At 36.2% G+C, this 26,441-nt stretch carries 27 protein-coding genes, 1 other RNA gene and 1 pseudogene; 5 read left to right on the top strand and 24 right to left on the bottom strand.

All coding sequences use genetic code 11. The features are described 5' to 3' along the window. Positions 1-351: 351 nt before the first annotated feature. The 7 genes and pseudogenes from ACAN53_RS04945 to ACAN53_RS04915 form a co-directional block, all read right to left on the bottom strand. Positions 352-2,523 carry a DNA topoisomerase III gene (locus tag ACAN53_RS04945; RefSeq protein ID WP_379967811.1) on the bottom strand — a complete coding sequence of 724 codons (2,172 nt, stop codon included), beginning with the start codon at positions 2,521-2,523 and terminating at the stop codon, positions 352-354. An 82-nt stretch (positions 2,524-2,605) separates the two neighbouring features. After that, a complete protein-coding gene (locus tag ACAN53_RS04940; RefSeq protein WP_379967809.1) occupies positions 2,606-3,241 on the bottom strand; it encodes an acetylglutamate kinase in 636 nt (211 codons plus the stop codon). A 106-nt stretch (positions 3,242-3,347) separates the two neighbouring features. Beyond that, complete coding sequence (locus ACAN53_RS04935; protein ID WP_379970261.1) at positions 3,348-3,575, bottom strand: lipid II flippase family protein; 228 nt, start codon at positions 3,573-3,575, stop codon at positions 3,348-3,350. Further along, entirely contained in the window at positions 3,575-3,676 is a 102-nt protein-coding gene (locus ACAN53_RS04930; RefSeq protein ID WP_379967807.1) for a lipid II flippase family protein, read from the bottom strand. The genes ACAN53_RS04935 and ACAN53_RS04930 overlap by 1 nt, the downstream gene beginning before the upstream one ends. A gap of 16 nt (positions 3,677-3,692) precedes the next feature. Continuing rightward, positions 3,693-3,848: pseudogene (locus ACAN53_RS04925) on the bottom strand (DUF2837 domain-containing protein); the annotation flags it as partial. 205 nt (positions 3,849-4,053) lie between these two features. Next, entirely contained in the window at positions 4,054-4,260 is a 207-nt protein-coding gene (locus tag ACAN53_RS04920) for a hypothetical protein (protein ID WP_379967805.1), read from the bottom strand. A 150-nt stretch (positions 4,261-4,410) separates the two neighbouring features. Next, complete coding sequence (locus ACAN53_RS04915) at positions 4,411-5,325, bottom strand: DNA-binding domain-containing protein (RefSeq protein WP_379967803.1); 915 nt, start codon at positions 5,323-5,325, stop codon at positions 4,411-4,413. Positions 5,326-6,004: 679 nt separating this feature from the next. Between ACAN53_RS04915 and ACAN53_RS04910 the strand changes: the two genes are divergently transcribed. Then, entirely contained in the window at positions 6,005-7,417 is a 1,413-nt protein-coding gene (locus ACAN53_RS04910) for an amino acid permease (RefSeq protein WP_379967801.1), read from the top strand. Positions 7,418-7,584: 167 nt separating this feature from the next. On the opposite strand, the gene ACAN53_RS04905 is transcribed toward ACAN53_RS04910, so the two are convergent. The 5 genes from ACAN53_RS04905 to ACAN53_RS04885 form a co-directional block, all read right to left on the bottom strand. Next, positions 7,585-9,135 (bottom strand): solute symporter family protein, encoded by a 1,551-nt coding sequence (locus ACAN53_RS04905; RefSeq protein ID WP_379967799.1) that lies wholly within the window; start codon positions 9,133-9,135, stop codon positions 7,585-7,587. Then, positions 9,132-9,476, bottom strand: a complete 345-nt coding sequence (locus tag ACAN53_RS04900; protein ID WP_379967797.1) for a DUF485 domain-containing protein — start codon at positions 9,474-9,476, stop codon at positions 9,132-9,134. The genes ACAN53_RS04905 and ACAN53_RS04900 overlap by 4 nt, the downstream gene beginning before the upstream one ends. A gap of 288 nt (positions 9,477-9,764) precedes the next feature. Then, entirely contained in the window at positions 9,765-10,055 is a 291-nt protein-coding gene (locus ACAN53_RS04895; RefSeq protein ID WP_379967795.1) for a hypothetical protein, read from the bottom strand. A 15-nt stretch (positions 10,056-10,070) separates the two neighbouring features. After that, on the bottom strand, positions 10,071-10,733 hold the full coding sequence (locus tag ACAN53_RS04890; protein WP_379970260.1) for a LysE family transporter: 663 nt from the start codon (positions 10,731-10,733) through the stop codon (positions 10,071-10,073). Positions 10,734-10,880: 147 nt separating this feature from the next. After that, entirely contained in the window at positions 10,881-11,612 is a 732-nt protein-coding gene (locus ACAN53_RS04885) for a YqcI/YcgG family protein (protein ID WP_379967793.1), read from the bottom strand. Positions 11,613-11,765: 153 nt separating this feature from the next. Here ACAN53_RS04885 and ACAN53_RS04880 point away from each other — a divergent pair, with 153 nt between their 5' ends. Beyond that, a complete protein-coding gene (locus ACAN53_RS04880; protein WP_379967791.1) occupies positions 11,766-12,014 on the top strand; it encodes a DUF2564 family protein in 249 nt (82 codons plus the stop codon). 52 nt (positions 12,015-12,066) lie between these two features. On the opposite strand, the gene ACAN53_RS04875 is transcribed toward ACAN53_RS04880, so the two are convergent. Then, the gene (locus ACAN53_RS04875; RefSeq protein ID WP_379967789.1) at positions 12,067-12,243 is read right to left on the bottom strand and encodes a zinc-finger domain-containing protein; all 177 of its coding nucleotides are present in this window, start codon (positions 12,241-12,243) and stop codon (positions 12,067-12,069) included. A gap of 3 nt (positions 12,244-12,246) precedes the next feature. Then, positions 12,247-12,903: a reverse transcriptase-like protein gene (locus ACAN53_RS04870; RefSeq protein ID WP_379967787.1), complete on the bottom strand. Its 657-nt coding sequence runs from the start codon at positions 12,901-12,903 to the stop codon at positions 12,247-12,249. Positions 12,904-13,175: 272 nt separating this feature from the next. On the opposite strand from ACAN53_RS04870, the gene ACAN53_RS04865 reads away from it, so the two are divergent. Further along, complete coding sequence (locus ACAN53_RS04865; protein WP_379967785.1) at positions 13,176-13,583, top strand: reverse transcriptase-like protein; 408 nt, start codon at positions 13,176-13,178, stop codon at positions 13,581-13,583. Further along, a complete protein-coding gene (locus ACAN53_RS04860; protein WP_379967783.1) occupies positions 13,576-14,469 on the top strand; it encodes a DMT family transporter in 894 nt (297 codons plus the stop codon). The genes ACAN53_RS04865 and ACAN53_RS04860 overlap by 8 nt, the downstream gene beginning before the upstream one ends. 2 nt (positions 14,470-14,471) lie before the next feature. Here ACAN53_RS04860 and ACAN53_RS04855 read toward each other — a convergent pair whose 3' ends face one another. From ACAN53_RS04855 to ACAN53_RS04820, 8 genes are all read right to left on the bottom strand, one after another. Continuing rightward, complete coding sequence (locus ACAN53_RS04855) at positions 14,472-14,729, bottom strand: DUF6123 family protein (RefSeq protein ID WP_379967781.1); 258 nt, start codon at positions 14,727-14,729, stop codon at positions 14,472-14,474. Between the two features lie 210 nt (positions 14,730-14,939). Then, positions 14,940-15,806 carry a 5'-3' exonuclease gene (locus ACAN53_RS04850; RefSeq protein WP_379967779.1) on the bottom strand — a complete coding sequence of 289 codons (867 nt, stop codon included), beginning with the start codon at positions 15,804-15,806 and terminating at the stop codon, positions 14,940-14,942. A 49-nt stretch (positions 15,807-15,855) separates the two neighbouring features. Continuing rightward, positions 15,856-16,032: non-coding RNA, 6S RNA (gene ssrS, locus ACAN53_RS04845), on the bottom strand. A gap of 90 nt (positions 16,033-16,122) precedes the next feature. Then, positions 16,123-16,959, bottom strand: a complete 837-nt coding sequence (locus ACAN53_RS04840; protein WP_379967777.1) for a sulfurtransferase — start codon at positions 16,957-16,959, stop codon at positions 16,123-16,125. A 13-nt stretch (positions 16,960-16,972) separates the two neighbouring features. Then, positions 16,973-17,236: a DUF2533 family protein gene (locus ACAN53_RS04835; protein WP_379967775.1), complete on the bottom strand. Its 264-nt coding sequence runs from the start codon at positions 17,234-17,236 to the stop codon at positions 16,973-16,975. A 78-nt stretch (positions 17,237-17,314) separates the two neighbouring features. Next, a complete protein-coding gene (locus tag ACAN53_RS04830) occupies positions 17,315-20,965 on the bottom strand; it encodes a dynamin family protein (RefSeq protein ID WP_379967773.1) in 3,651 nt (1,216 codons plus the stop codon). A gap of 406 nt (positions 20,966-21,371) precedes the next feature. Next, positions 21,372-21,917, bottom strand: a complete 546-nt coding sequence (locus ACAN53_RS04825) for an isoprenylcysteine carboxyl methyltransferase family protein (protein ID WP_379967771.1) — start codon at positions 21,915-21,917, stop codon at positions 21,372-21,374. Then, positions 21,914-23,005: a type III polyketide synthase gene (locus tag ACAN53_RS04820; protein WP_379967769.1), complete on the bottom strand. Its 1,092-nt coding sequence runs from the start codon at positions 23,003-23,005 to the stop codon at positions 21,914-21,916. The genes ACAN53_RS04825 and ACAN53_RS04820 overlap by 4 nt, the downstream gene beginning before the upstream one ends. A 317-nt stretch (positions 23,006-23,322) precedes the next feature. On the opposite strand from ACAN53_RS04820, the gene ACAN53_RS04815 reads away from it, so the two are divergent. Beyond that, on the top strand, positions 23,323-24,444 hold the full coding sequence (locus ACAN53_RS04815) for a DUF418 domain-containing protein (protein ID WP_379967767.1): 1,122 nt from the start codon (positions 23,323-23,325) through the stop codon (positions 24,442-24,444). Between the two features lie 49 nt (positions 24,445-24,493). On the opposite strand, the gene pbuX is transcribed toward ACAN53_RS04815, so the two are convergent. Both pbuX and ACAN53_RS04805 read right to left on the bottom strand, forming a co-directional pair. Continuing rightward, complete coding sequence (gene pbuX / locus ACAN53_RS04810; protein ID WP_379967765.1) at positions 24,494-25,795, bottom strand: xanthine permease PbuX; 1,302 nt, start codon at positions 25,793-25,795, stop codon at positions 24,494-24,496. Next, on the bottom strand, positions 25,792-26,388 hold the full coding sequence (locus ACAN53_RS04805; protein ID WP_379967763.1) for a xanthine phosphoribosyltransferase: 597 nt from the start codon (positions 26,386-26,388) through the stop codon (positions 25,792-25,794). The genes pbuX and ACAN53_RS04805 overlap by 4 nt, the downstream gene beginning before the upstream one ends. Positions 26,389-26,441 lie beyond the last annotated feature (53 nt).

Here is a 26,441-nt window from a genome sequence, read left to right as displayed (position 1 = left end):
GCCACGTTTAACCTTATTATTTACATAGTTTTAGTATGAATAAATCAATTAAACTACCCGAATGGTAATATCTATTTTATCTTTCCAACTAAAACAAAGCGATATCCGTATGATAAACATCCTGCTATAATGCCTGGGTTAAAAATGGAAAGCCTCCAATCCTATTAGCCTATACGTTTTTTAGTTCAATTAAATATGTTAAGAAAATAAAAAAGACACAACAATTTAAAATCGTTGTGCCTCCGGTTTTCCGGTCAACATCATTTTTATTTCTTATCAGAATAGTATGTTATAGGTATAATAGCAATATTTTCCCTTTACGTCAATAAAAAATGTGAATCTATTTTCTACTCAATCGTCTTTTTTTTCCGTATTTGAAAAGACAAAAGCAATGCCTTCCTCTTTCCATTCTAGCTTAGCATCAAACGTCTTTTCTCCCTTTTTAAAACCTTTTATTATATTTGTAGTACCTGTTGCTAACAGTTTTTTTACATTTGCCTGTGAAATTGTTTTTCCAAGTATTTTTTTAGATATAGTAAATGTACACTTTGTTTTAGCATAGTTTGTGCAACCATAAAACGTACCTTTATCAACCATTTCCCCATCGCATTTTTTGCAAAGTCCAAGTGGTACTGATGTTTTTTTGTATGGGGATTTCTGTTGAAACTGTTCTTTATCTACATGACTAAAATCCCAGTCTTTAGCACCTTCAACAGCGTGAGCAATGATAGTTGTAGCAAGTTTTCGAACCTGCTCCATAAATTTCGTGGCATCCGCCATTCCTGCTCCAATTTCAGAAAGTCTTTGCTCCCAGCGTGCTGTCATTTCTGGAGATGCAAGAATTTGTTCCCCAATTGCATCAATTAGCAGCGTTCCTTTTTCCTTAGCAAACACTTGATTCTTTTTTACTTCTATATATTTACGGTCCTTTAGCATCGTAATAATTCCTGCTCGCGTTGCCTCTGTGCCAAGTCCTTCTGTTTTGTTTAATACCTTTTCTAGCTGCTGATCTTCTAGCACTTTCCCCGCTGTTTTCATTAGCGTGATGAGCTGTCCTTCTGTATATCGTTTTGGAGGCTGGGTTTTTCCCTCTTTCACTTTTACGTTGACAACTATTCCTAGCTCTCCCTGCTGCAACATAGGAAGAAGAACTTCATCGTCATCGTCTTTGCTATTCTCTGCAAATAAGACGGTCCGCCATCCTTGCCGAATTAGCTGCTTTCCTTTTGAAAGAAACGTCGCTCTTCCATCAACCAGAGTCGTAACGGTTGTATAATCAAAAATGGCTGATTCATAATGAGCGGCAATGAGACGCTTTACAATTAAATCATAAAGTTTCCGTTCATCTTCCTGTAATTTCGAGACGGTAGGGACTTGCTCAGTCGGAATGATCGCATAGTGATCCGTTACTTTTTTTTCGTTCACATACCGTCTATTCCTGCTAATACTTGTAATTGGTGTTGGAAAATACAGCTTGTAGGCGTCCTGTTTGCTTAGCTTTTGCAAGATTGCAGCAAACCCTTCTGCCTCGCCTTTCGTCACGAAGCTACTATCCGACCGCGGATAGGAGATAAATCCTTTCGTATACAAACTTTGCGCGATATCTAACGTTTTTTTCGGTGAAAACGTAAAAGCTCGATTTGCGGTAGCTTGTAAGGAAGAGAGGTTAAATAAGTAGGGTGGCTGAAATTCCTTCCGTTCCGTGTTTACTTCATGGACGGAGGCAGGCTTCCCTTTACAAAATGCCGCAATTTTCGCGGCCATTTCAGGCTGATCTAACCGGCTTTCCTGTTTATTATGCCATTTTCCCTCATACTGCTTCCCGTCCATATCGAACATAGCCAGCACTTCCCAAAACGGTTTTGAGACGAAACTTGCAATTTCCTTTTCTCTTTTCACAACTAAGGCTAGTGTAGGAGTTTGCACACGTCCCGCAGAAAAGACATCTGTAATTCCATTTTGTTTCATCAGAAGAGTATAAATACGAGATGCATTCATTCCAACGAGCCAGTCGGCACAAGCACGGCTATATGCTTCTTCATAAAGAGGATACGTCTCCTTCTCTGATAGTAATGCTCTGAAACCCTCTTTCACTGCCTTTTCTGTTAAAGAGGAAATCCAAAGACGTTTCATTGGCTTATGTATATGTGCTGTTTGGAGAATCGTCCGTACTATTAATTCCCCTTCTCTCCCTGCATCGCCAGCATGAATAATTTCTTCCACATTGGAGCGCTTCGCTAATTCGCGAACGATATGAAATTGCTTAGCTTTTGATTTTGACACACGGTAGTGAAAAGTATCTGGAATCATCGGAAGCGTATTGATAGACCATCGTTTCCACTTTGGATCATATTCTTCAGGTGGAACAAGTTCGCATAAATGTCCAACAGCCCATGTTAAAATAGCACCTTCTGGAAACAGTGAGTTTGGAGCAATTTCTAAGTAACCGTTTCTTTTTTTAAAGGAAAAAGGGGCTGCTAACTTAAGCCCCTGATCTGGCTTTTCTGCAATAATTAACTTCATTTTACTAATCACCTTACATCCTAAATTTCCAAATCAGACTTGCTCAATTTTATTATTTTATCACATAAAGGCCTATTGTAATTTAAAACATGTGAGGAAATTGCTTTATTACACCCTCAGAAATTGCATCCGCCATTTCTAAAGCTTCTTTCTCAATTTTGTCGTACATTTGAACACCTGATTTATAATCTTTACTCAGGATAGATACCGCTTCAGATTTAGTTAATGCTAGATGTTCATAAAACATTTTCCTAAAACCTTCTTTAGATAAATACGGAATTATACTGTGTAAAAATTCAACAATTTCGTCTGCATTGGAGTACCATTTCCTCTCTGCAATTGATGCGGCGCTTTTGTTACCAGCCTTTGCTGCTTTGACAAGATCTGCAGCAATTACTAAGTGATCTTTTATCAAGTCACTATATTTTCTCGCTATATTTTCACCATAGAAAGGTTTGATTGAATTCCCCATATCCGGAGCGTTTTGAAGGAGACGTGTAATAGCAACGTCCAAATCTGGCAAATTAAAAATAAGGCTAAGGATAACCATTCTTGTCCACGTAACATGTTGTTCCCAAAGTAAACGCATATAACTTTTAAAATCAACTGCAGCCTTACTAATGGAATCATTCCGTGTTGTTGAAAGAACAGGTGTTGGATTCCACATTAAATAAGGATTATCATATATGAAATAACTGGATTGCCAATAAGGATACATAATCATTACACTCCTTTGAACATATATACTCACAGTATGGTAAAATAAAGTCCTATGTTCTAGTTCCAAACACCTTTTTTCAACTTATTAAATCTCTTCTTACTAATTATGATAAAATCTTACTTAATATAGCGCTCGTCCATATTATCATTTGTGAAGCTGGCACAAGAAAAAGCTGCGCGAGCAACGTGCCAAAAAAGCGTGAAATCATAAGCCATCCGAATAGCTTTCCCATCTGCTCTGCCCCAGTTTTTTGCTGCAAGGAACGTTCTGTTAGTATCGCAATGTGAGGGTCAAGAAACAAAGTGGGTAATATCGTGGCAACGCCATTAATTATTCAGTAAGTTGACTTGCTGTTGATGTAAAGAATGGTTCAAAAAAAGTAGCATAAAGAGAGGAGAGAACACCAACTGTATAAATACCAACCAGTAACAACCGTATTTATAAGCATAATTCGTTTCGGTATTCCGCCAATTCGTAGACGATGAAGCATAGCAAATCGCGGTACTGTAACGTAGCACTTCGTAAAACGCAATTTTTGTACATTTGAAACACGCATTACGCTCATAAACGAACCATCTATTTCTAAGCGTCGAATGTTAACCATTCACAACTTTGTAAAAGTGGGATAGAAAAACATTGTTAGAAGAGTCCCTACCGAAGCCGAAAAAAGGATAAGCTGGAACATAGGAAGAGTATAGAATCTAGTGATATAACAGAATCATTTCTATTATAATCTCATTATAGCATGGATTACTTTTCTTAATAATATAATTATTTCCATTTCGTAAAAAGGAATCATCATAGAAATTCTAAGTTTTACAGATTTCTATAACGATTCCTTTACATTTTTCATTTTGAAGATTTATTCCATCCGCTTGATCATGCTTAGCTTTATACAGCAGGTTCATACCGAGCATTGTGCTATGACAAACTCGGAATGAAGGAGATTGCATTACAGGAAGCCAAGCTTGCTTATGAAGCAGTTGCAACATTTCCGCACTCTTATTTTTCTTCATTTATTTTCTAAATTTCCCATTTATTGTACTGTAAATATGACAATATTGAAGAAACAAAACCTTTGAAGACATAAAAAAACGAAGCCATGCTGTGCTTCGTTTTTTCTTATATTTCATTAATGAATTAAAATTCTCCCTAGCTATTTCTAATTACATCGTTGAATGTTTTTGTACATTATATACTTCAAGGCGATTCAAATCTCGTTTACATTCATTTACAAATCCGGATAAATTTTTAATTTGGTCAACGTCTGTACTCTCAACAAAAGCTTTAATATGGTTTGTTATTCCACGAATTTCATGCATAATTTCTTTCTGTTCTCTTTTAAGTCTTTCTGTTTCTTGTCGAAGTAAAAGCATTTGCTCATCTGAACCATTCTTATTTACATTTATTCCATCTGCTGCCATTCCTGATAATTCATAAATACCAGCCATTAACTGATACACACGTTTTTCATTTTCATTATCATCACAAATTGTTTGAAAATTTCTCACCATGCCAGATAATAAATGTACCAAGCTATACTTAGGCTGTTGTGAAATAATTTCTGTATTTTCCGAAAGATCTTGTTTTTTCTTCATATTGGATTCATTCAAATCACTAGCTATTTTTTTATATTCTTGGCCAGGCTTACGACCTGGTTTTTGCTTAATAATATTTTCAAGTGGAAGTTGGTTGTTACGTAACTTGTAGTACGTATTTTGTAATTGATTCTTTGTCTTTGGAAAAATGTTAAGATGCTTGATACTTAGTAAATCTGAAATGGTAATGACACTAATACCATTCTTTTGAAAAAATTGATATATAAATAGAAGTAAATCTAGCTCGGCTTTCAACCATGAATACTTTGATTTCTGATATGTATCCATACCACCTAACTCAGATACTTCTTGTTGAAATAATTCCATCTTGTTATAAAGTGTTATTATATCCTCAAACTCTACTTGTAATGATTGAGACAATTCCTGCATATGCATTCTTTTGATTTCTGCACTATCATTAGACTCAATCAATTTTTCTAATGTAACTGTAATCTCTTCTATAATACGACTTTTATTATGCATATTACTTCCCCCTTAAAATCTCTATCTTTAATTCTTTATAACGAACAAATTGTCATTTCCAATAAATGCCATTTTTATTTTACTATTTTTCACAACTTTTGGTCAACAGCATTCCAAACAACAAGTACAATTCTTTAAAACGAACAAAGTACTTTATACCCCAGTGTTGCTACTAAAATTATATAAAAAAACAGTTAAAATAGCTATACTATTTCAAAAATATTTCAGATAAAATTATAAAATTCCAAATAATAGATATTAAATTATTATAATAGTTCATTATAAAGAATTTTATTAATTCCCTACATCATTTAAATCTATAAAAGTCATTGCAATCCTGTGAGACATACAGTAAAATAACTTGTTGTATGAATAAAACTTTTTTTGAGGATTTATGTAATGGTCATATGAAAAAGAGAAACAGTTTCTGACATATCGTATTAGTAATACGATAAAGATTGATTCTATTATTAGGGAGATTACAAAAATGAACCGTCTGATTACATTCACACAACTTCATCGCCATATATAACCCTTGAACCTAACGTAACTATTACGTGTAGGTACAAGGGTTGTTCCCATTTGTACCTACACGCTTCTATAAAGCCATGTAGGTATTTTTTGCCTTCATGGCTTTTACTTTTTAGGGGATATGTGTACAAACAAAGGAGAGACAAACATGGAAAATAAAAAGTGGGGATTATGGGTCTTAACTGCATTTGTAGTAGGAAACATGGTTGGTGGTGGTATCTTTATGCTACCAGCAAATATGGCTCAAGTAGCAAGTCCAATCGGATCAACAATTGCTTGGCTTACAACTGGACTTGGAGTATTAATGATTGCTCTTGTCTTTGGAAATTTGGCAATAAGACGTCCTGATTTAAAAGCTGGTCCGCAAAGTTATGCACAAGCAATGTTCGCGTCTAAGAAAATGGGGCGCACTGCAGGATTTAGTGTCGCATGGGGATATTGGGCAGCCAATTGGCCAGCTACCGCATCTATTATTATTTCATTTGCGGGATATTTATCAACATTTTTCCCAATATTATCTTCAAAGACGGTCTTATTTTCTATTGGATCACTTGAAGTGCATAGTGGTAATTTAACAACGTTTATTGTATGTTCTGCCCTTCTCTGGGGATTACAATGGATACTCGCAACTCGCTTTACGAGTGCTGGCAAAATTAACTTTGTTGCTACAGCAGCGAAAGTACTCGGATTTGGGTTATTTATCATTTTTACTCTTTTCATTTTTAACGTTGCCAATGTTTCTGGAAGCACATTTGTTAACAGTTCAGGTGAAACTATTTCACTTAGTGGGCAAGTAAACGGTGCGGCCATTTCCACACTATGGGCATTTATTGGTATCGAAGCAGCCGTTATGCTCTCAAACCGTGCAAAATCGCAACAAGATGTAAAACGAGCTACACTTATTGGACTTTTGATTGCAATTATTATTTATATTGGCATTACTCTGCTAACAATGGGAGCACTATCACAACAAGCGTTACGCGATTCTCAAAAACCGCTAGTTGATGCACTTAGCACGGCAATCGGACCTAACGGTGCGGCCATTCTAGCTATTCTCGCTCTCATTTCATTGTTTGGGTCGATAGTAGGTTGGATTGTCGTTAGTGCGGAGGTTCCGTATCAAGCTGCTAAAAGCGAACTATTTCCTATGTATTTTGCAAAGACAAATAAAGGAGGTAGTCCAATCCGTTCGTTAACTATTACGAACATAATGACACAAGTTTTTCTATTTTCTACTATTTCAGGTACAGTTGGACAAGCCTATAACTTTGCTATTATCGTTGCAACACTTGCATACCTAATCCCTTACCTTGTAAGCTCCCTTTACCAGTTAAAACTGGTTATTACGGGAGAAACATATAAGTCAATGGGTGCACGTATAAAGGATGGAATCATTGTAATAATTGCCCTAGTTTATTCCATTTGGGTTATTAAAACTGGTACAGCAGATCTGAAAACATTCATGCTTGGAATAGGATTATTTGTAATTGGTTTGCTATTCTATCCCATTCTCATGCGTAATCGCAATGTACAAAACAAGGACATAAATACAGCATCGTAATCTTCCTAATTTATATAATGATTTTAAAACCATTACAAATATCCGATGAAATAAAAGCGTCCCCTTCTAACTAAAAAAGGGGACGTTTTTATTATAAAGTAAAACATTTCCTCAGCAAGGACTTTCTCTCATTCTTTATTAAAGATTAAAATCACCCTTTACTTGAGTTAATGTGCTGATGCATCACTTACTCCATGACCAGTATTGGATTTTACTAATATTTCATCAAACTTCGCTTCGCTTTCCTTTTTACCCGATAATACAGTGCCAAGGTAAGCTGCAAGAAAACCAAGTGGTATAGAAATTATCCCTGGATTCGATAATGAAATAAGTGGTGTTCCAACAAAAATTGCTTTACCCGCAACCGGATTCCAAACGTTTGGACCAATCGCAACAACGATAATAGCGCTAAGGAGCCCTACTATCATTCCCGTAATAGCTCCAGCTGTATTAAAGCGTTTCCAATAAATTGTGAATAAAATAACTGGAAGATTTGCGCTTGCTGCTACTGCAAATGCTAGAGCTACGAGAAAGGCTACATTAAGTGTTTGTGCAAACAATGCGAGTACAATACTAAGTACTGCCACCCCAATGGAAGCATATCGTGCCATTGCCACTTGTTCCTTTTCTGTTGCATTTCCACCACGGACAATTTCACTATAAAAATCATGAGCAAAGGCGGAAGCAGCCGTTAATACAAGCCCTGCTACTACAGCCAGAATCGTGGCAAAAGCTACTGCAGAAACAAAAGCAAATAAGAAGTCCCCACCTACCATTTTTGCAAGAAGCGGAGCCGCCATATTACCAGCAGGATTTGCTAACACAATTGCATCATGTCCGACGAACGCTGCTGCCCCGAAACCGAGAAAAACAGTCAAAATGTAAAAAAATCCGATTAACCAAGTCGCATATACTACGGAAGAACGTGCCGTTTTTGCATCTCGTACCGTAAAGAAACGAACTAGAATATGTGGAAGACCTGCTGTCCCTAAAACAAGAGCTATATTGAGTGATATCGTATCTAGCCCATTTGTATATTTAATACCTGGATTTAAGAATGATTCCTTATAAGGCGTAGCAGTTGACATTGCTTGAAACATATCCATCACATTAAAATTAAATTTTGCAAATACAATTAGAGAAATTACTAATGTACCAATCATTAATAATACAGCCTTAACAATTTGTACCCAACTTGTAGCATGCATCCCACCGAAAATAACATAAACAGTCATTAACGTACCAACGATAAGAACTGAAGTTGTATAATCAATTCCAAGTAATAGTTTGATAAGAGCCCCTGCCCCTACCAATTGTGCAATCATATAAAAAATCGAAATAGTGATTGTATTCATTGCCGCAACTCCGCGTACTTTCTTAGCATCAAATCGTGCTGCAATCATATCTGCAAGTGTATATTTTCCTAAATTACGGAGTGGCTCAGCAACCAAATATAACACCACAAGATAAGCAACTAGAAAGCCAATGCTATAGAAAAATCCATCAAATCCAGCAAGTGCAATTGCGCCTGCAATTCCTAAAAATGAAGCAGCAGACATGTAATCACCTGCGATAGCTAGTCCATTTTGCCAACCAGTAAGACCCCCACCAGCTGTATAAAATTCACTTGCATTTTTAGTCTTTTTAGATGCAAAGTACGTTATGACCAAAGTACCAAGAACTATAATTAAAAATAATCCAAAGGCTGTCATATTCATTGCGTATCCCTCCCATCATCTAATTGCTTTACTATTTTTTCTGACAAACGATCAAAAGTCCGTGCTTTTTTGCTATACACAATGCAAAGTGCCCACGTCATAATAAACTGAGCAAACGCAAAAATCCATGCCCAAGTAATGGCGCCAACTGCTGATGTATTCAATATTTTGGAATATGACGTTAATATAGGGAGCAAAAAATAAAAGCTTAAAAAGAATAGGGTAATAGGAACAATAAATTTTTTCTTTACTTGAAGTAGCTGTTTAAATTCTCTTGAAGCAGCAACTCTCGTGTAATCATTTTCATTTATTTCCTCTTGAAATTCTTTCTTCACAGCCATAGTGAACATTCCTCCCTTTTATTATGTTTCGGAACTAATCCTTACAACGAAATATTCCCCCCTCTTCGACGTAACCACTTAAAATGTTACAATATTCTGAAACTTATATTCATTCTATTGGATACTCCCTTCTTTTGAAAGGGTTTTCTTTCGACAATTTCCGTATCACATCCATTTTTACCTTAATTTGTAATCAAAACTCCTTGTTGCATAAAAAAAACCGCATATCTGCGGCATATTTTGATTTCTATATAGACATCATTTCCGAGTTTTTTTTAATATTTCATTCTAATTCGCTCTTTGTACGTGTTCTGGGAATTGATTAAAAGTATACAAATTATGTTTATCGATAATATATTCCACTGAAAATACAACTATATCTGCCTGAACAACCTCTCCAATAATTAAACCTAACGTTTCGTGTACAACTGCAAAACTAGTTTTCTGTTCATGCCTAAGTACATTTTCTACAATAGATAGTACAGCATAATAGATAGGGGCGCGATCCTCTACTTCTTTTATGAGCTTCGATGATAATTTAATAAGAATCTCTCGTTCGAAGATTATAGTTCGATACATACATGTATCCTCCCTTTAGTTGAAAAGCTGCATTGCTTTATAGGCAAAATGAATACTATAGGCAACTAATATTATACCTGCTACTGCAGTTACATATCCAAGCATTTTCGGTTTCAAGAGCGTTCGGCCAAAATGAACTGTAAATGCAATATTCAAGTTCCATAGAACAATTCCCACAAGTATACAGAGACTGTAGAGCATTGCTTTGGTTCTACTTACTTCTGTAAGTAAGGTGCTTAATGTACTGCCATATACACCAAACCAAAATACTAAATTTAACGGGTTCGACAATGCAATCAAAAAACCGGTTGTATACGACTGGCGAATGTTGCCTACTGTATCTTTAATATATTCCATTTCACGATGAAAAATCCCTTGTTTTATACTTGTAAAACCTAAATGTAATAAGAAAAAAAATCCTAGTCCATACATAAAAAACTGGACATTCGTTCTCATAAAAAAAGTGGAAAGCCCAAAATAGATGAGAAGCATAAAACAAATGTCTGCAGTCATACCTCCTAATCCAACAACCCATGCATGCCAAAACCCTTTTGCCATACCACGCTTTACCATTTCAATATTGATTGGACCTACAGGAGCCGCTAATGATATACCGAGTACAACTTGTTGAATAATTGCAACTAACATATCCCATTCCTTTCTATACTTGATATTGATAGTAGATGATGCTTGTCTTCTAGATAGAACTGGTAAAAAACATACGTGTAGCGTTTGCCTATCACTGGTAAACTATACAAAAAAAGTGATGTTCGCAGGATTTATTCCTCACAACATCACTTTGCTCTATATGATGATTTTTTTTGTTTATTCTTTAAAATGAAAAGGGCAAGACCCTTCAATCGGTTTACTATCATCACCAATAAAGTATTGCTTCCATTCACGATGATCTGAATCACCATAATGACTAATATTAGGATGCTTCGGAAGTCCATCCCATTTTTCTGTGCGCTCTCTTACTGTTTGTCTTGAATAGGCACCACTCGGTCTATTCCCTTCTAGCCCTTCAAAAATAATACGAGGTTGAAAACCAATCACAAGCGAGCGACCAAGATGTCTCGTTTTACGCCTTTTATAGGCAGGTGCATTTCCAAACGCAAAAATCGGCTCTCCTCCAAAAGAAAATTCCCATAAATGATGATCGGGATTTACAGGAATCTGTCTAGGCCAAGGCTGTTTGTCTTTCTCATGCAAAAACTGAAGCAAATTCCAAAAATAATCGCGATAATAAGAAAGAGACCGTTCTTCTGTTTCTGGCTCTACAAATAAAAATAACCCACGACGTACAAGTGGCTGTTGTTCGATTAACTGTAAAAACTCTAAAAGCGTTGACGGAAGATTACTCCAATCCTTACTTTCAACATACGAATATCGTAATTCATTTCGTTTAAATGCTGTCATTCCAAAATAGCAGGGAAATGTAGGATCAGCAACAATCGTAGAAAATGTTTCAAACTCATCCACCAACCATTTAGGAATATCCCTGCGATTATAAATAGATTGTCTGTCTAAAAGAACGGAATGCTTATTTCCAACCATATGTATACCTCCCTTTATCACTTTCATAACTAAACTTATTATAAAGAAAGCTATACTATGTCTTTCAATTCCACTCTATAGGCATTAAAAATGTATGGTTTTCTCCTTTAGAGACAACACTATAGATACTATATACTGAAGGAGGAATTCTGTATGAGTGAACCTTTTACAGATTTAGAACAGATTTTTCTAAAGGTTGAGACTGCCGAAAAAATGGTTGGATCTGCTACTGTTACTATGGATCCTGAGCTCTTACAACACGCTGCTACTTCCGTGAGTGAAGCAAAAGAACAGTTAGACCTTGTAAAGGCTACAGCCACAGAGTTAGATGAACATTACCTTCGAAGTCAGGAAAAAAGACTTACCCGAATTGAAAAACAATTATTAGAAGCTAATCAATAAAACCGCCAATATGGCGGTTTTTTAATCTCCACTTAGGAATATTGCATTTTCTTTAGGACAGTTCTTTCCCAAACGTTTTTAATTTTTCACCGACTGTGCATTTCTTAATACAAAATGTTTGGGCATAGTGTTTACCATATTCTTTTCGAAAATAACTGTTTAAAAAACAGCCCGTACAATATGTGTCCAACAGTTCATTTATTTCAACGATGAGTTCTTTTTTCCTCATTGCCTATTCCTCCACAATTGCATGACTATCAATAATCGTCCCTTGAAGTGCTTGTGTTGCTAAATGATCAGCTTCATGATTATTTTTTCGTGAAATGGGTTCATATACAAATTTCCACCGTCCTACTTCCTGCTTCTTTTCAATACGATCTATATAGTTCGTTAGGCTTTCTTCATAGCATGGCCATTCACCAGCTAACTGATTCAATACAACCTGGGAATCGCCGCGTAATGTAATAATCTGATAGTTTACATTCAATTCCTCAAGAATTTGTAAGCCAAATAATAATGCTGCATACTCTGCTTCATTATTATTGTCTAGCTCATAAAATTTAAAGTTACGCCGCAAACGAAATGTCTTTTTGTTTTTTGTATAATACAGTACCGCCCCAACGCCTGCTTGCTTTGTCTGTACATCATACCCACCATCAAAGTAAAGAATGATTTCCTGTGGTTCTTCCTCTACTTGTTTTCCTAGCTTTGTCGCTTCTTTTTTCGTCCAGTTTGATCCGAATTCATCACAAAAAACTAATTCTTTCACACGTCCTGTTTTTTCAAAATCAGCTGCAACCAACAATGACTGTTCTAACGTCATATAGTCAGAATGCAATACTGTTTCCAACTGATTTCGTTTATATGTCCAAATTATTTGATATCTCATCTAAATACCCCTTTTTCACGTCTTACTCTATTCACTGCTTATCCATAAATAGAATGCATTCTTATTTGTTCTTTTTTATATTGTATAATACCTTCATTCTTACATACAAAGTTACATGTAAAAAGCAACCAACATATAGCTAATTTGTTCACGATTATTTATTTTTGTGTTCATGTTTTCATATTCATTGTTATAATGATATAAAAACATATTTCTTATTTATGTTTATGTTAAATTAAATGGGATTTTATAAAAGAGAAGGTGTATATACATTGATTGAAGTATATATTGACGGCGCATCAAAAGGAAATCCAGGGCCATCTGGAGCAGGTATTTTTATTAAAGGAATTGAGAAACCCGTTTTTTTATCTAAACCGTTAGGTGTCATGAGTAATCATGAAGCAGAATATGAAGCGTTGCTTGCTGCATTAAACTACTGCTTAGCACATCACTATATGGTTATTTCGGTTCGCACAGATTCGCAGCTTGTCGAACGTGCAATTGAAAATAAACATGTAAAAAATAAGACGTTTTCTCCCCTTCTACAAAGAGCTCTTCATCTTATTGAACAATTCGATTTATTTTTCTTAAAATGGATTCCAAGCCAACAAAATAAAGTGGCTGACAAGCTAGCTCGAAAAGCCATATTGATGAACGGACGAGAAGAGACAAATGCGTAAAGTCGTTTTTGCTCATTTCGGATTATTGTTTATTACTTTTATATGGGGAACAACATTTGTAGTTGTTCAGAAGGCGATTTCTTTAATAGAGCCCTTTACATTTAACGCCGTTCGATTTCTTTTTGCAGGATTGATTCTACTGTTGGCTCACACTTTTTCCCCCAATAAGGAAAAAAACGTGAAACTTGGTCCTGGTATTGGAATTGGAGTATTTTTATTTGGCGGTTATTTGTTTCAAACCTTCGGATTGCTGTATACGACTTCATCCAAGGCTGGATTTTTAACAGGATTAAGCGTTGTGATGGTTCCCTTATTTTCTTATATTTTCTTTCGCCATAAAACGAGCTTATTTGCAATTTTCGGTGTTGGAATTGCAACCATTGGTCTTTTCTTTCTAACAGCAGATGGTTCATTTGCTTTACAAAAGGGTGATATTCTTGTGTTATTCTGTGCGGTTTCATTTGCATTGCACATTATCATAAATGGTATTTTTTCAAAAGAATATTCTCCACTTTTTTTAAGCACCATTCAAATACTAACAGTAGGTATATTATCATCCATTTGTGCAATCTTTTTTGAAGATTACCATCGTATCTTTTCTGTAGCTGTATGGAGTAATCCATCCTTTGTATTTGCCATTCTTATTACAGCTGTTATGGGAACAGCCCTTGCATTTCTCATTCAAACAGTAGCCCAAACATACACTTCACCAACCCGAGTCGCAATTATTCTTTCGATGGAACCTGTGTTTGCAGCTCTAACAGGAGTAATTATCGCAAATGAAATTCTCTCTACATCTGCACTGATTGGATGTTCATGTATTTTGTTTGGTATGATTTTCGCAGAATTACCTACCAAAAGAAAGAAACCACAGGCCGCTGCGTAAGCTTATCCTTCAAGCTTACGAAAAAACGCATGTGCTTGCTTTACATCTGAAATGTTTTCTTGATGAAGACGTTCTAGTAATGCAATAAAATAACTTCCATCAAAATTTCGTTGGTGTTTAAGAGTAGTTTCAATTGCAACAATTACTAATTCATCAGAGGATGCCGTATACTTCTGTCCAAATTCAATAAATCCAAGGGCATCTTTTGACAGTCTAAATCCTTTTGCATGCAAAAAGTATATGTATTCTATCGTTCTCACGAAGCCTCATCCCTTTTCAAATATCCCTTTATCATCATAACGTCACATCTATAACAAAAGCAATTAGGATTTTTACATATATAAAAGACAACTCACCTTTAAAAAGGGCTTCCCTCTTGATACACTTCCATCAAAAGGAAGGCTTTCCTGATTAGAAAGGCTGTAAAAAGAATGCAAACGAGCTAGCATTATGCTCATTTGCATTCTTTACTATAATAATGTTAGCAATGATTGCGGACGATTCCATTCTAATTCAGTGCAAATACGCGATAGTTTGTTTGTATCCATTGTAACCGATGCTTGCTCTAGTTCACACGAGATTGGCAGATCACATTGAATTTTCGCAAGATGAAGAGAAAGCATCAGATTATCCATATCGCTCTCAATTTTTATGCGTTGTACGTTTGAAAGAACATGTAAGTTATCTAAAACTCCTTGTACCGATTGAAATTGTTGAATAAGCTTATACGCAGTTTTCTCACCAATACCTCGTACGCCTGGATAATTGTCACTTGTATCTCCCATAAATGCTTTTGCATGTACAATTTGCCATGGTTGCACGCCTTTTTCTGAAAAAATATCATCCGGAGTATAGAAAGAGTAATTTCCTACTCCCTTTCGCATTAGCATAATTGTCGTACTGTGATCAGAGAGCTGTAATAAATCTGTATCTCCTGTTAGGACGAATACTTCACCGTCCTGATCGTAAAGTTTCGACAGGGTACCAATACAATCATCTGCTTCATAGCCAACCAAGCCAATATTCGGAATCTGCAACATACTTGTCGCTTCTTTTACAAGGCTGAATTGAGGTTTTAATTCCGCTGGTGCTTCGCCACGATTTGCCTTATACTGTGAAAATACTTCCGTACGAAAGGTCGTACTCCCCATATCCCAACAGGCAATCACATGGGTAGGCTGAATTTTTTGCACAGCCGTAAGCAAATGCTTGAGAAATCCGTGGATTCCATTTGTGGGAACACCACTGCTCGTTTTCATATATTGTCCATAAACGCTCGTTGCATAAAAGGCTCGAAACAGTAAAGCCATGCCATCAACGAGTAAAATTTTCTTCAATTGATTTCCCCCCAAAATAAAAAACCTCACGTTTTACGTAAGGTTAAGTTAATTCCCCGCCTGTGCCGTCACCACATATGTCCAAAAACCCGCCCTAGCAGGTGGATGCCCTCACAAAAGTCTTCATCTTCCTTAATCAAGGCTTGACGTCAGCTTTTAAATATCGAGCTTCCGTAGAAATAACGTTGATTTAAACATAAATTAGTCACGAACACTGCAGGACTAAACTATTTGTCCATATAATATCATACTTTTTCATGGCTGTAAAATATCTAATCTATACTATTTAATTTCAAATATCGACAAAATAAACAATCTACTTATTTATTACAATCTCATTATCTTCGTAAGAAATCCAGTCACTCCAGCTTCCTGCATATAATTTTACATTTAAAAATCCTGCTTCTTGTAGCATAAGCACATTAGGGCAGGCAGTTACACCTGAACCGCAATAAACAATTGTTTCTTTTTCTTTATCAAGATGGGAAAATCGAAGCAATTGTTCTTCCTTATTTCGAAAGGTTCCATCTGCAGCAATTCCTTCTTTCCAAAAGTAGTTTACAGCAGTTGAAATATGCCCAGCCTTTGCATCGATGGGCTCAACATTCCCTTTATACCGTTCCGGCTCTCTCGAATCGATAAGGGTAAAATCTTTTCCCTCTAGAATGCGCATTTTCACATCCTCCATACCTACAACATAGTCTCGTTGTAGGTTGGGAATGTATGTCTTTTTAGAGAAGACAGGTACTTCTGTAGATATATCATAGTCTCGATCCAGCCAAAGTGGCCATCCCCCATTTAAAACAAAAACTTTCTTATGGCCAAGAAACGTAAGTAACCACCAAAGACGAGAAGCCATTGCACCGTCTTCGCTATCATACGCTATAACCGTTGTATGTTCATCTATACCGGCTTCAGCTAGTTTTTGAGAGAATTTCTCCATATCAGGTAACGGATGACGTCCACCGTGAGCCTGTACTTCACTTGATAAATCTTCATTTAAATCAAAATATACTGCATGTGGGATATGTCCATCCTGATATTGTTTTCTTCCCCAAGATGGATCATTCATTTGAAATCGACAGTCAATTATTCGCAAGCCATCATCTTGAAGATTCTCGGCTAGCCATTGTACATCGAGTACATGACTCAATTCATACTCCCCCTTATCCTTGTGATAGACGACCAACATATTCCTTTACCATTTCATTTGTAACAAGCTGACGATTTGGAACAATACCTTGTTTCGCAAGTTCATTTATTTTTTTAGTTACTATATTTATAGGTTCAACTGAAAAATTATTTCCTTTTTGACATTGTGTGACTGCTGTGCTAATTGCTTCTTCTCTTTGTTTATCTAATTTGAAAAAGGTTGATACGAGTGTATGTTGTTTTTGTGAATGACTTGAAATTGCTTCATGTACTTCCATTATAATCACCTCTTCTAGATCATATGTTTGTTTGAAATGGATACATTTTATTTCTATAGCACCTATATATTGAGATTATTATAGCACGTTTATATCTTTTTCGATCATTGTAATAATAAGATGTAGCTTTTTTTGTGCAAGTTCATAGGACGATACATCAATATGTTCCGAAAGAGCAGCAACAATTCCCTCATAGTATTTTGTAACATCCTCTTGTAATTCTTTTTTCGTCGTTTGCCATATTTTTTCCCATTCTTTCTTATAGTAGACGGTTATCATTTCCTCTTCGTCTTGAACATAAGAATCCATCGGCCCGTCTAAAACTTCCTGCATTTCTTCTTGCATCAATACTTTCTCATTTTTCTCGAAAAAGCTCTTTGCATTTTTAAAATACGACATAGCTTTTTTAAATTGATTTAACTCTAGCTTTTGAAATGGTTCAGTATGTGTGACGGATGCAATGGTGAAATCCTCTCCCTTAGTGAAAGGAACACCATCTGAAATTTGTAAACATTCTTTTTGCAATCCTTCAGATGAAAATTGTAGCTTTTTTTGCATCCAATTTTCTATGCGAAGGGAGGTTGCTCTCATTTCTTGCATAAGGTCATTTTTAAGAAAATCAACAAGCTCTGCCACACAATTATAAAGAATTTGTTTTATGTCACCTTTATCTGAGCGCAAGGTCGCTGGGTTAAAGAATTCAATAAATACATCATTGTAACGGAGCATAACTCGTTTTTTAACATAAAAGAGAAGCTCACGTATTTCCTGAACGAGCGCTTGTTCTTCCGTTAGCACGCTATAGTTTGAAATCATTTTAATAATCGATGCGTGCTCTTGTTTATATTGTTTACGTTTTACCTCTTTTTCTTCATTACCAGCTTTCGCGTTTGCGAGGATACTAGCTACTAAATTGTGTGCAGATTTCACATCTGATTGTAAGGAAGAAAGAGAAACTAGCATTAAATCGCGCATAATAAATGTAGTGAATGCTTCTTCAAATGCTGCTATGCCTGATGTTTCAAGAACTCCATATGCTCCCTTTTCTTTAACTGTTCCAAGTTTTTCCTCTAGTGCAAATAAGCTTGATATAGGATATAAACGTGGATTACGAATTCCATATTGTAAAAGCTGTCCACGAATATAATCCTTAACTGTTTGAAGTTCTTCTGTCGTTGCTGCTAAATCAGCTGCATTAATCATGAAAAACATTTTATCCATTGCAAATGAATCCTTTACACGTCCAAGCTGTATTAAAAACTCACGATCAGCGCGACTGAATACATGATTGTAGTAAGTAACAAATAATATGGCATCTGCATTTTTAATATATTGAAAGGAAACATCCGTATGACGTGCGTTCACAGAATCTGCTCCGGGCGTATCCACAATCGTAACTCCTCTACGAGTTAGCTCGCAGTCATAGTGAAGTTCCATAAATTCCACAAAGCATGATTTTTCCTCATTTGCAACATAGGATGAAAATTCACTCATATCCGTTGTAATTTTTTGTCCAAGTTTATCAGCAAATGTACTGTAACCTGTCTGTACAGCTCGCAAAAAGCTTAGTGTTGTTTTCTGACGTGCACTCGGTGAGGAATGCTTAAGGAGATCATCAATACCTCTGACTGCATCATCTAGCGTTGCGACTTGCTTTTCAAATAATTTATAAATCCGCTGTAAATCCTCGAATAAAATTGTTGCAGATTTCACCATAATCGTAACGCTTCCATGCGGATGCTCCTGTGATACAGGAACAATTTTATTAATAGCTGCAGTCGTAGGGTTTGGTGAAACCGGTAAGACCTTAGCTCCAAGCAAGGCATTAGCAAAGGATGATTTTCCTGCACTAAATGCTCCAAATAGTGCAACCGTAAATTGCTTTGTATCAACGCGGCGACGTTTTTCTTCTATTTCCTCATATAAATGACGCAGTGCAGAGAATGGTTGGATAATAGATTCTGCTTCGCGAATATAATTCGTAATAACTCTTACGCGTTCTTGTGCCGTTCCTTTTTTTTCGATGACTTCTTCTATGATTTCTGGCTCTTGGTTTTCAACGATGTCATTTTCTTTTACGAATAACGGGTGCTCCGTTACTATAACTTCTTCCTCTTCTAGCAAAGCAAGTGAGAGCGGTTCAATTTGCTTACGACCTTCCCAGACATCAAACAAATCTTGTAAATAAGTCGTAACAATATGCAGGCTTTCTCTACCTTCTGTTCTATCACTATATTCCTTCTCCATTTCACGTATATGATCATTCACTTCAGCCAGTTCTATTTCCCACTTTTCATGTAAAATAGGAAGGACTTGTTCGAGAAAAGAATTCGCTTTAGTGCGAATGATGGACTTAATTGCGGCGGCAACATCGTTCGTATACGTCAGGACGTAGTTTCCAGATAAACCTGCACTTCGTTTAATTGCTTCTGTCAATAAAGAGGCTGTAAATGTAGTAGAAAGGCTATATACGTCCTTTCCAAGTTCCTCATTGTAAATATCATAAGCTTGTAAAAAGGACAATATATATTGTTTTACATGTACATCTAGCTGTGTTTCAGTTGTTTGACTAATCTTTTCAAAAAATGCAGTGCGTCTTTGTTCCTTTTCCTTTTCTGTTTTTGCCTTTGAAAAAAGGATACCTACTTTAAAATTCGTCAACTCTGTTTCTAAATATTTTTCTGCTAACGCACGTACATCGAAAGGAAGTAGATACGCATTTTGCAAAATATGCTCCAATTCGTTTGCAAATTGCACTTTTACTTTCTCTTCTTTTTGCAGTAACTCGTTTTTTCTAGCATAATTTTCTTGTAACGCCCGTTCTGTATTCTCAACAGATTGCAATGATACATCATACTCATTGTTTTCAAGACTTTTACGAATGCTCTTTTCGTGCTCCTGAAGTAAATACGTTATCTCTTGATGCACGCTTTCTTCTAAATAATCCGTTCGTTTTTCCATAATGGATGCTAATAATTGTTTTAATTGCATGATTTCATTATAGAGATGATTTGGACTTCGAAGCGTAGTATAAAAGATACCATCTACATGAATATTCCAATTTAAAAACGATTGTTTCACACTATCCATATAGAGAGAGAAGGACAATTCTTCTTCCTTGTGCTTATCAATTTGATTTACAACTAAATATACTGTTTTATTCCGTTCCTTAAGTTCCTTCACAAATTGTAAATTCACCTGTGATTGAACATGGTTATAATCCATCATATAGAAAATAACGTCTGCCACATGAAGCGCTGATTCCGTTGCTATCTTATGTGCGTCATCAGTTGAATCAATCCCTGGCGTATCAACGAGAATCACACCATCCGGAAGAGATGCATCTTCTCTCGTGATGTGTACACCAATAACTTCCTCTCCATTCTTAAAGAGCTGCTTTAACTGTTCATCGGTGTATGCGCCTTCATAGGAATGTTTAACACCTGATTTTAATGTGATCACAACACGATTGTGCCCGCGCTGAATTTTCACAACGTTCGCGCTCGTTGGGATTGGACTCGTAGGAAGTAAATCCTTCCCATACAATTCGTTTAGCATTGTTGATTTTCCAGCTGAAAAATGTCCACAAAATGCAATCATAAACTCATTCTGCACATATTTTTGAATAACCTCATGGGTCCGTTTACTATTTTCCAAATCCCCTTTACTTTTCATCATCTCGTACAAGTACAACATTTGTTGTACTTGTGAATTCGCAATTTGTACCATCTACCCGTTCCCCTTTACTTAAGATGACACGCCGAGTTCAAAAACGTATCTCCCCATATTCGAAAACGTAACCGTTTCCACCTAAAATATTTCACTTATGTTCTATCTTACTAAATTTTCGAGAAAATAAAAAGTAAAGCTTAATCGGCTTGTAAGCTCCGGAGGGCAGAGGGTTTTGTTCAGCTGACATATACGAAAAAGGATGAAGCAAAAGAAATTCTTTTGCTTCATCCTTTTTTATCTATAAATTAGTGAGAAACTCGTTTTAAAACCACTGTTGTTAGCACCGAATATACAACTACCGTTCCTGTTAAAAAAGCGATTACCATATTTATCACCCTTTTTGATAATGATTATCATTTCTTGTTTGTATTATAGCATTACAGAGAATGATTATCAATATATATTATGGCGTAAATCGCGAAATGTTTGTGAATCTTTGTCCATAATTTGTCATCTCTAGTAGTGCTTTCTCTTCTTCACGAATTCTTATAAAAAGAATATATACATTACATAAACTAAACAGGATTGCTGTTACATAGGCCTGGAAAAAAAGAGGAATAAGTAAAAATTCGCACACGACAACTACATAATTTGGATGTCGAATCAATCGATAGGGACCTTTTACAACAACATCTTTCTTTGGAAGAACTAGAATTTTAGTATTCCACCGCTCTCCTAGAGAAACAATTACCCATAATCTGAGCAGTTGTGTTAAAGACAATGCTATTATCAATAAGGGCCAAAGGATTGAAAGTCCCTTATGAAAAATCATTACTTCACTTAGATATGAGATGAAAAAGGTGATATGTAACAGGACAATAACAGCATATTGCTTTTTTCCAAACTCTATCGCCCCCTTCTTTTTCATCATTCTTTCATTTTTCTTTGCAATGAACAACTCTACAATTCGTTGCAATATGAAAAATGAGAAAAAGAAATAGAAAATCATCCAACTTCCTCCCATTCAACTAGCAGCAGTTCAGAGCTAAACCCAGGTCCTAACGCAGCAAGTAAACCGAATTGTCCTGGTTCATTCACTAACGACAAATATCTTTCAATTACATAAAGTAAGGTTGCAGATGACATATTGCCATAATCCCTCAGTACTTCAAACGAAACTCGCGTATGCTCCAAGCTCATTCCAAGAGAATCTTCATACGCCTCTAGCACTTTTTTCCCGCCTGGATGAGCAATAAAGTGTGAAACATCCTGTAATTCCAACCCTTTATCATGTAAAAAACGGACTACATTTGGACGAAGCCAACTACGAATAATAGATGGAATGTCTTTAGAAAATATGACATGCAGACCATTATTTCGAATATTCCAGCCCATTACATCTTCGGAATCTTTCATTAACGTGGATTGAGATCCTTTGAATATTGGTAACACAGGTAGGGCAGAGGAAATAGATACCTCATCTCCTGTAATAAAAACACAGGCGACACCATCAGCAAATAGGGACGTCCCAATTAAATTACTTTTGGATTTATCATTACGTTGAAAGGTAAGACTACATAGCTCCACTGTTAGCACAATGACCTTTGCGTTCGGAAATGCTTGGCAGTACTCAAATGCGCGAGACAAACCTACTGCTCCTCCAGCACAGCCTAGTCCCCATAATGGAATTCGCTTGGTATGCGAAGAGAATGGCAATATATTCATAATTCTCGCATCAATGGTTGGCGTTGCAAGACCTGAAGAGGAAATAAAGAAAAAGGCGTCAATTTCCTCCACAGATACAAACTCCTTTAAGAAACGTTCACTTTGTAAGCAATTTTGAATGGCTTTTACCCCGAAAGCAACAGCATATTCTATGTATACATCATTTCGCTCTTCAAACGTATGTTCTTCTTTAAACCATGCTAAATCCTTCGTAAAATGACGTTTTTCAATTTGTCCATTTGCAAAAACTTTCAGTAGCCTTCCCATATCTTTGAAAGAACCATCGAATAAATGAGAAACGAATTTTTCTACAGATTGCTGTGTGAACTCATGAGGCGGAGGACAAATTCCAGCAGATACGATCTTTGGCATACTCTTCACTCCTAGCTCTGCATAATTGTTCTTACTATGTTCAAAGGATGTAAAAGTATACATGAAAAGCACAATCTACTTGCATTTTATAAAAAAAAGCTCCCAATATGGGAGCTTCTCCGTAATGAACTGCCAGTTCAAAGGAGTGATACCTATTTTGTTGTGCCTTCTTATTATACCGTAGTAGTCTGAATCCAATAGTGAAAATAATTGGAAGATTTATTGGAAATAAGGAAATGAGGATTGATTTATTACATATATGATGAATAGGTTCTCTTGATATAATGGATTTGTCGAAGTAAGGAGGAGAGGATTATTTGCGCACGCAAGAACGAATTGCTAGTTTGGATGTTATTCGTGGGTTTGCCATTTTTGGTATTTTCTTTGTCAATTGGCCCACCATGGTCGGGGTCGAGACACTGGAACAAGAACGTGGCTATATAGGATTGGATGCTTATACACGCTGTTTTTATGATTTATTTATCCAAACAAAGTTTTATACCATTTTTTCTATTTTATTTGGTCTTAGCTTTACTATTTTTATGAAAAAAGCAAAAGAAAAGGGAAACGACGCTCCGTTAGTTTATATACGACGCTTAGTCGCTCTATTTATATTTGGGGCTCTTCATTATATCTTATTTTGGAGCGGTGATATTTTACATTCCTATGCTTTATTTGGTTTAGTCCTTCTCCTATATATACATAGAAGTACTAAAACGATTCTCGTTACAGCAATTACTATGCAATGTTTATTTATACTTTTCACCATGCTCACCCTATTCATACCCCTTGAGAATACAATGGTAACAGCAATGCCTATTCCGAGCTTTCAATGGCTATACGTAAGTACTCGCTTTTACAAATTTTTTGGAGAAAATATGACTTCCAATCTTGTCTACCTTCCGGAAATCGCTGGATTATTTCTTATTGGATTATATATAGGGAAAAAAGATGTATTACGTCGGGTTAGTCACTATAAACGACCTCTTCAAATAATACAAATGGTGGCCCTCCTATGTACATTACCAAGCTGGTACTATATTCTTTCCTATTTTAATAACCATACCATTTACTATTCAGCTACAGTCTATCCATTTGTTTCCTTTAGCGGAAAAACGTTATGTTTGTTTTACATTATCACGCTACTACGTCTAATGGAGCACAAAGCATGGCAGCGACTTCTTCATCCATTTCAGTTTGTAGGACGTATGGCTCTGTCAAACTATATTGGACAAACACTTGTAACCCAATTCCTTTTTAGCGGCTTCTTTTCTTCTAGAACGCTTCCTTTATCTATCGGCGTTCCCTATTGTTTCCTTGTATTTATACTCCAAGTGTTCTTTAGTAAATGGTGGCTCTCGCATTTTTCATACGGACCGCTCGAATATATATGGCGATGGGGAACATATGGACGTAAAAAACAACCCTCACTAATTTGATTCAGGTGAGGGTTGTTTTTTAAAATATTTGAAATTTCACGAATAAAAATCAAGAAGCTAACTTTCCATCATGATTCGCCTTGGATTGATTGGATGTTGTATGAAACAAGAGATTTAGAATAATCGCCGTCAAGCTTCCTAGCACAATGCCGTTGTCTGTTAAAATCCGAATGCTTTCCGGAAGCTTTGCGAAGAAAGTTGGAACAGCAGTTACACCAAGACCAATTCCAACCGAACATGCGACTATAAGTAAGTTTTCTTGCTTTGCAAAGTCAACCTTACCAAGCATTTTCATTCCATATGCCATAACCATTCCGAACATAGCAAGGCTTGCTCCGCCAAGAACTGAAGGCGGTATAATTGTCGTGGCTGCTGCAATTTTCGGAACAAAGCCGAGCATAATTAAGAGTCCGCCACAAATATAAATGATGTTTCGGCTTTTCACACCAGATAATTGAACAAGTCCAACGTTTTGTGAATACGTAGTGTAAGGAAACGAATTGAAAATACCGCCTAAAATAATGGCAATTCCTTCAGCGCGGTAACCTTTGGCTACTTGTTTTTCATCTAACTTTTTCCCGCAAATATCAGAAAGTGCAAAATATACGCCTGTCGCCTCAACTATACCGACCAATGCAACAATAATCATGGTAATAATTGGTGTGAGTTCAAAAGTCGGTGTCCCAAAATAAAAAGGTTGAACCCCATGTACCCAACTTGCATCTGCTACTGCTTGAACATTTACTTTCCCCATAAAAGCAGCTGCAATTGTACCAAAAATAAGACCGAGTAGAATACTAATAGCACGTATAAATCCAGTAAATAAACGATTGATGAGAATAATAAAGAGAAGCACACCAAATGCTAATAAAAGATTTTCTGGATTACCAAAGTCTTTACTGCCTAAACCACCTGCCATGTCATTCATCGCAACCGGTACAAGAGTAATTCCGATTACAGTTACAACAGATCCTGTTACAACAGGAGGAAATAACTTCACAAGTTTACCGAATAAACCTGAAAATAAAACAATAAACAGCCCTGCAACAATAATGCTACCATAAATTGCAGAAATGCCATATTGCTTCCCAATTGCGATCATTGGCCCAACTGCAGTAAACGTACACCCAAGTACAACGGGTAGTCCAATTCCGAAGAAACGATTTCCTAACGCTTGAAGTATAGTAGCCACACCGCACATAAGTAGGTCAATGGATACTAGATACGTTAAATCTTTTGGTCCAAAGCCAAGTGCTCCTCCTACAATTAATGGAACAATAACTGCACCTGCATACATAGCAAGCATATGTTGTAAACCAAGTGAAACCATTTGAAATGGTTGATTTTTCATGATTTTATTCCTCCTACTTCAGCATGCTCTTCGAATGTTACCATTCCATTTTCTAAGGATGTAATTTTTGCTAACGATTCAATATGAAGTCCCGTTTCGCGAAGCTTTTCGCCGCCTTCTTGAAACGCTTTTTCAATGACAATTCCAATTCCAGCAACTGTCGCCCCTGCCTGCTCTACTACATTAATCAGACCTAGAGCCGCTTGACCGTTCGCAAGAAAATCATCAATAATCAGAACGCGATCATCTGCTGCAATATGGTCTTGACCGATTGCAATTTCATTCGTTTCTTGCTTTGTAAACGAATATACCTTTGCTGTATATACATGCTGCAACGTTAGAGACTTACTCTTTCTAGCGAATACTACTTTTACATTCATCATTAGTGCTGTCATCATAGCTGGTGCAATACCCGACGATTCAATTGTTACAATTTTCGTGATTCCTTCATTTCGAAAACGTTCTGCAAATTCCTTACCAATCTCTTGCATCAAAACAGGATCGATTTGATGATTCAAAAAGGAATCGACCTTTAATATTTGATTTGAAACTATTTTTCCTTCTTTTCTAATTTTCTCTTTTAACAGTTGCATGTTAAATCCCCTTTTAAAACCTATTTTTACCGAGCACTCTTTTATAAATATGT

The sequence above is a fragment of the Ectobacillus soli genome, from assembly GCF_042610425.1.
GTDB lineage: Bacteria > Bacillota > Bacilli > Bacillales > Bacillaceae_G > Ectobacillus.
This window is presented reverse-complemented; position numbering and strand designations above follow the sequence as displayed.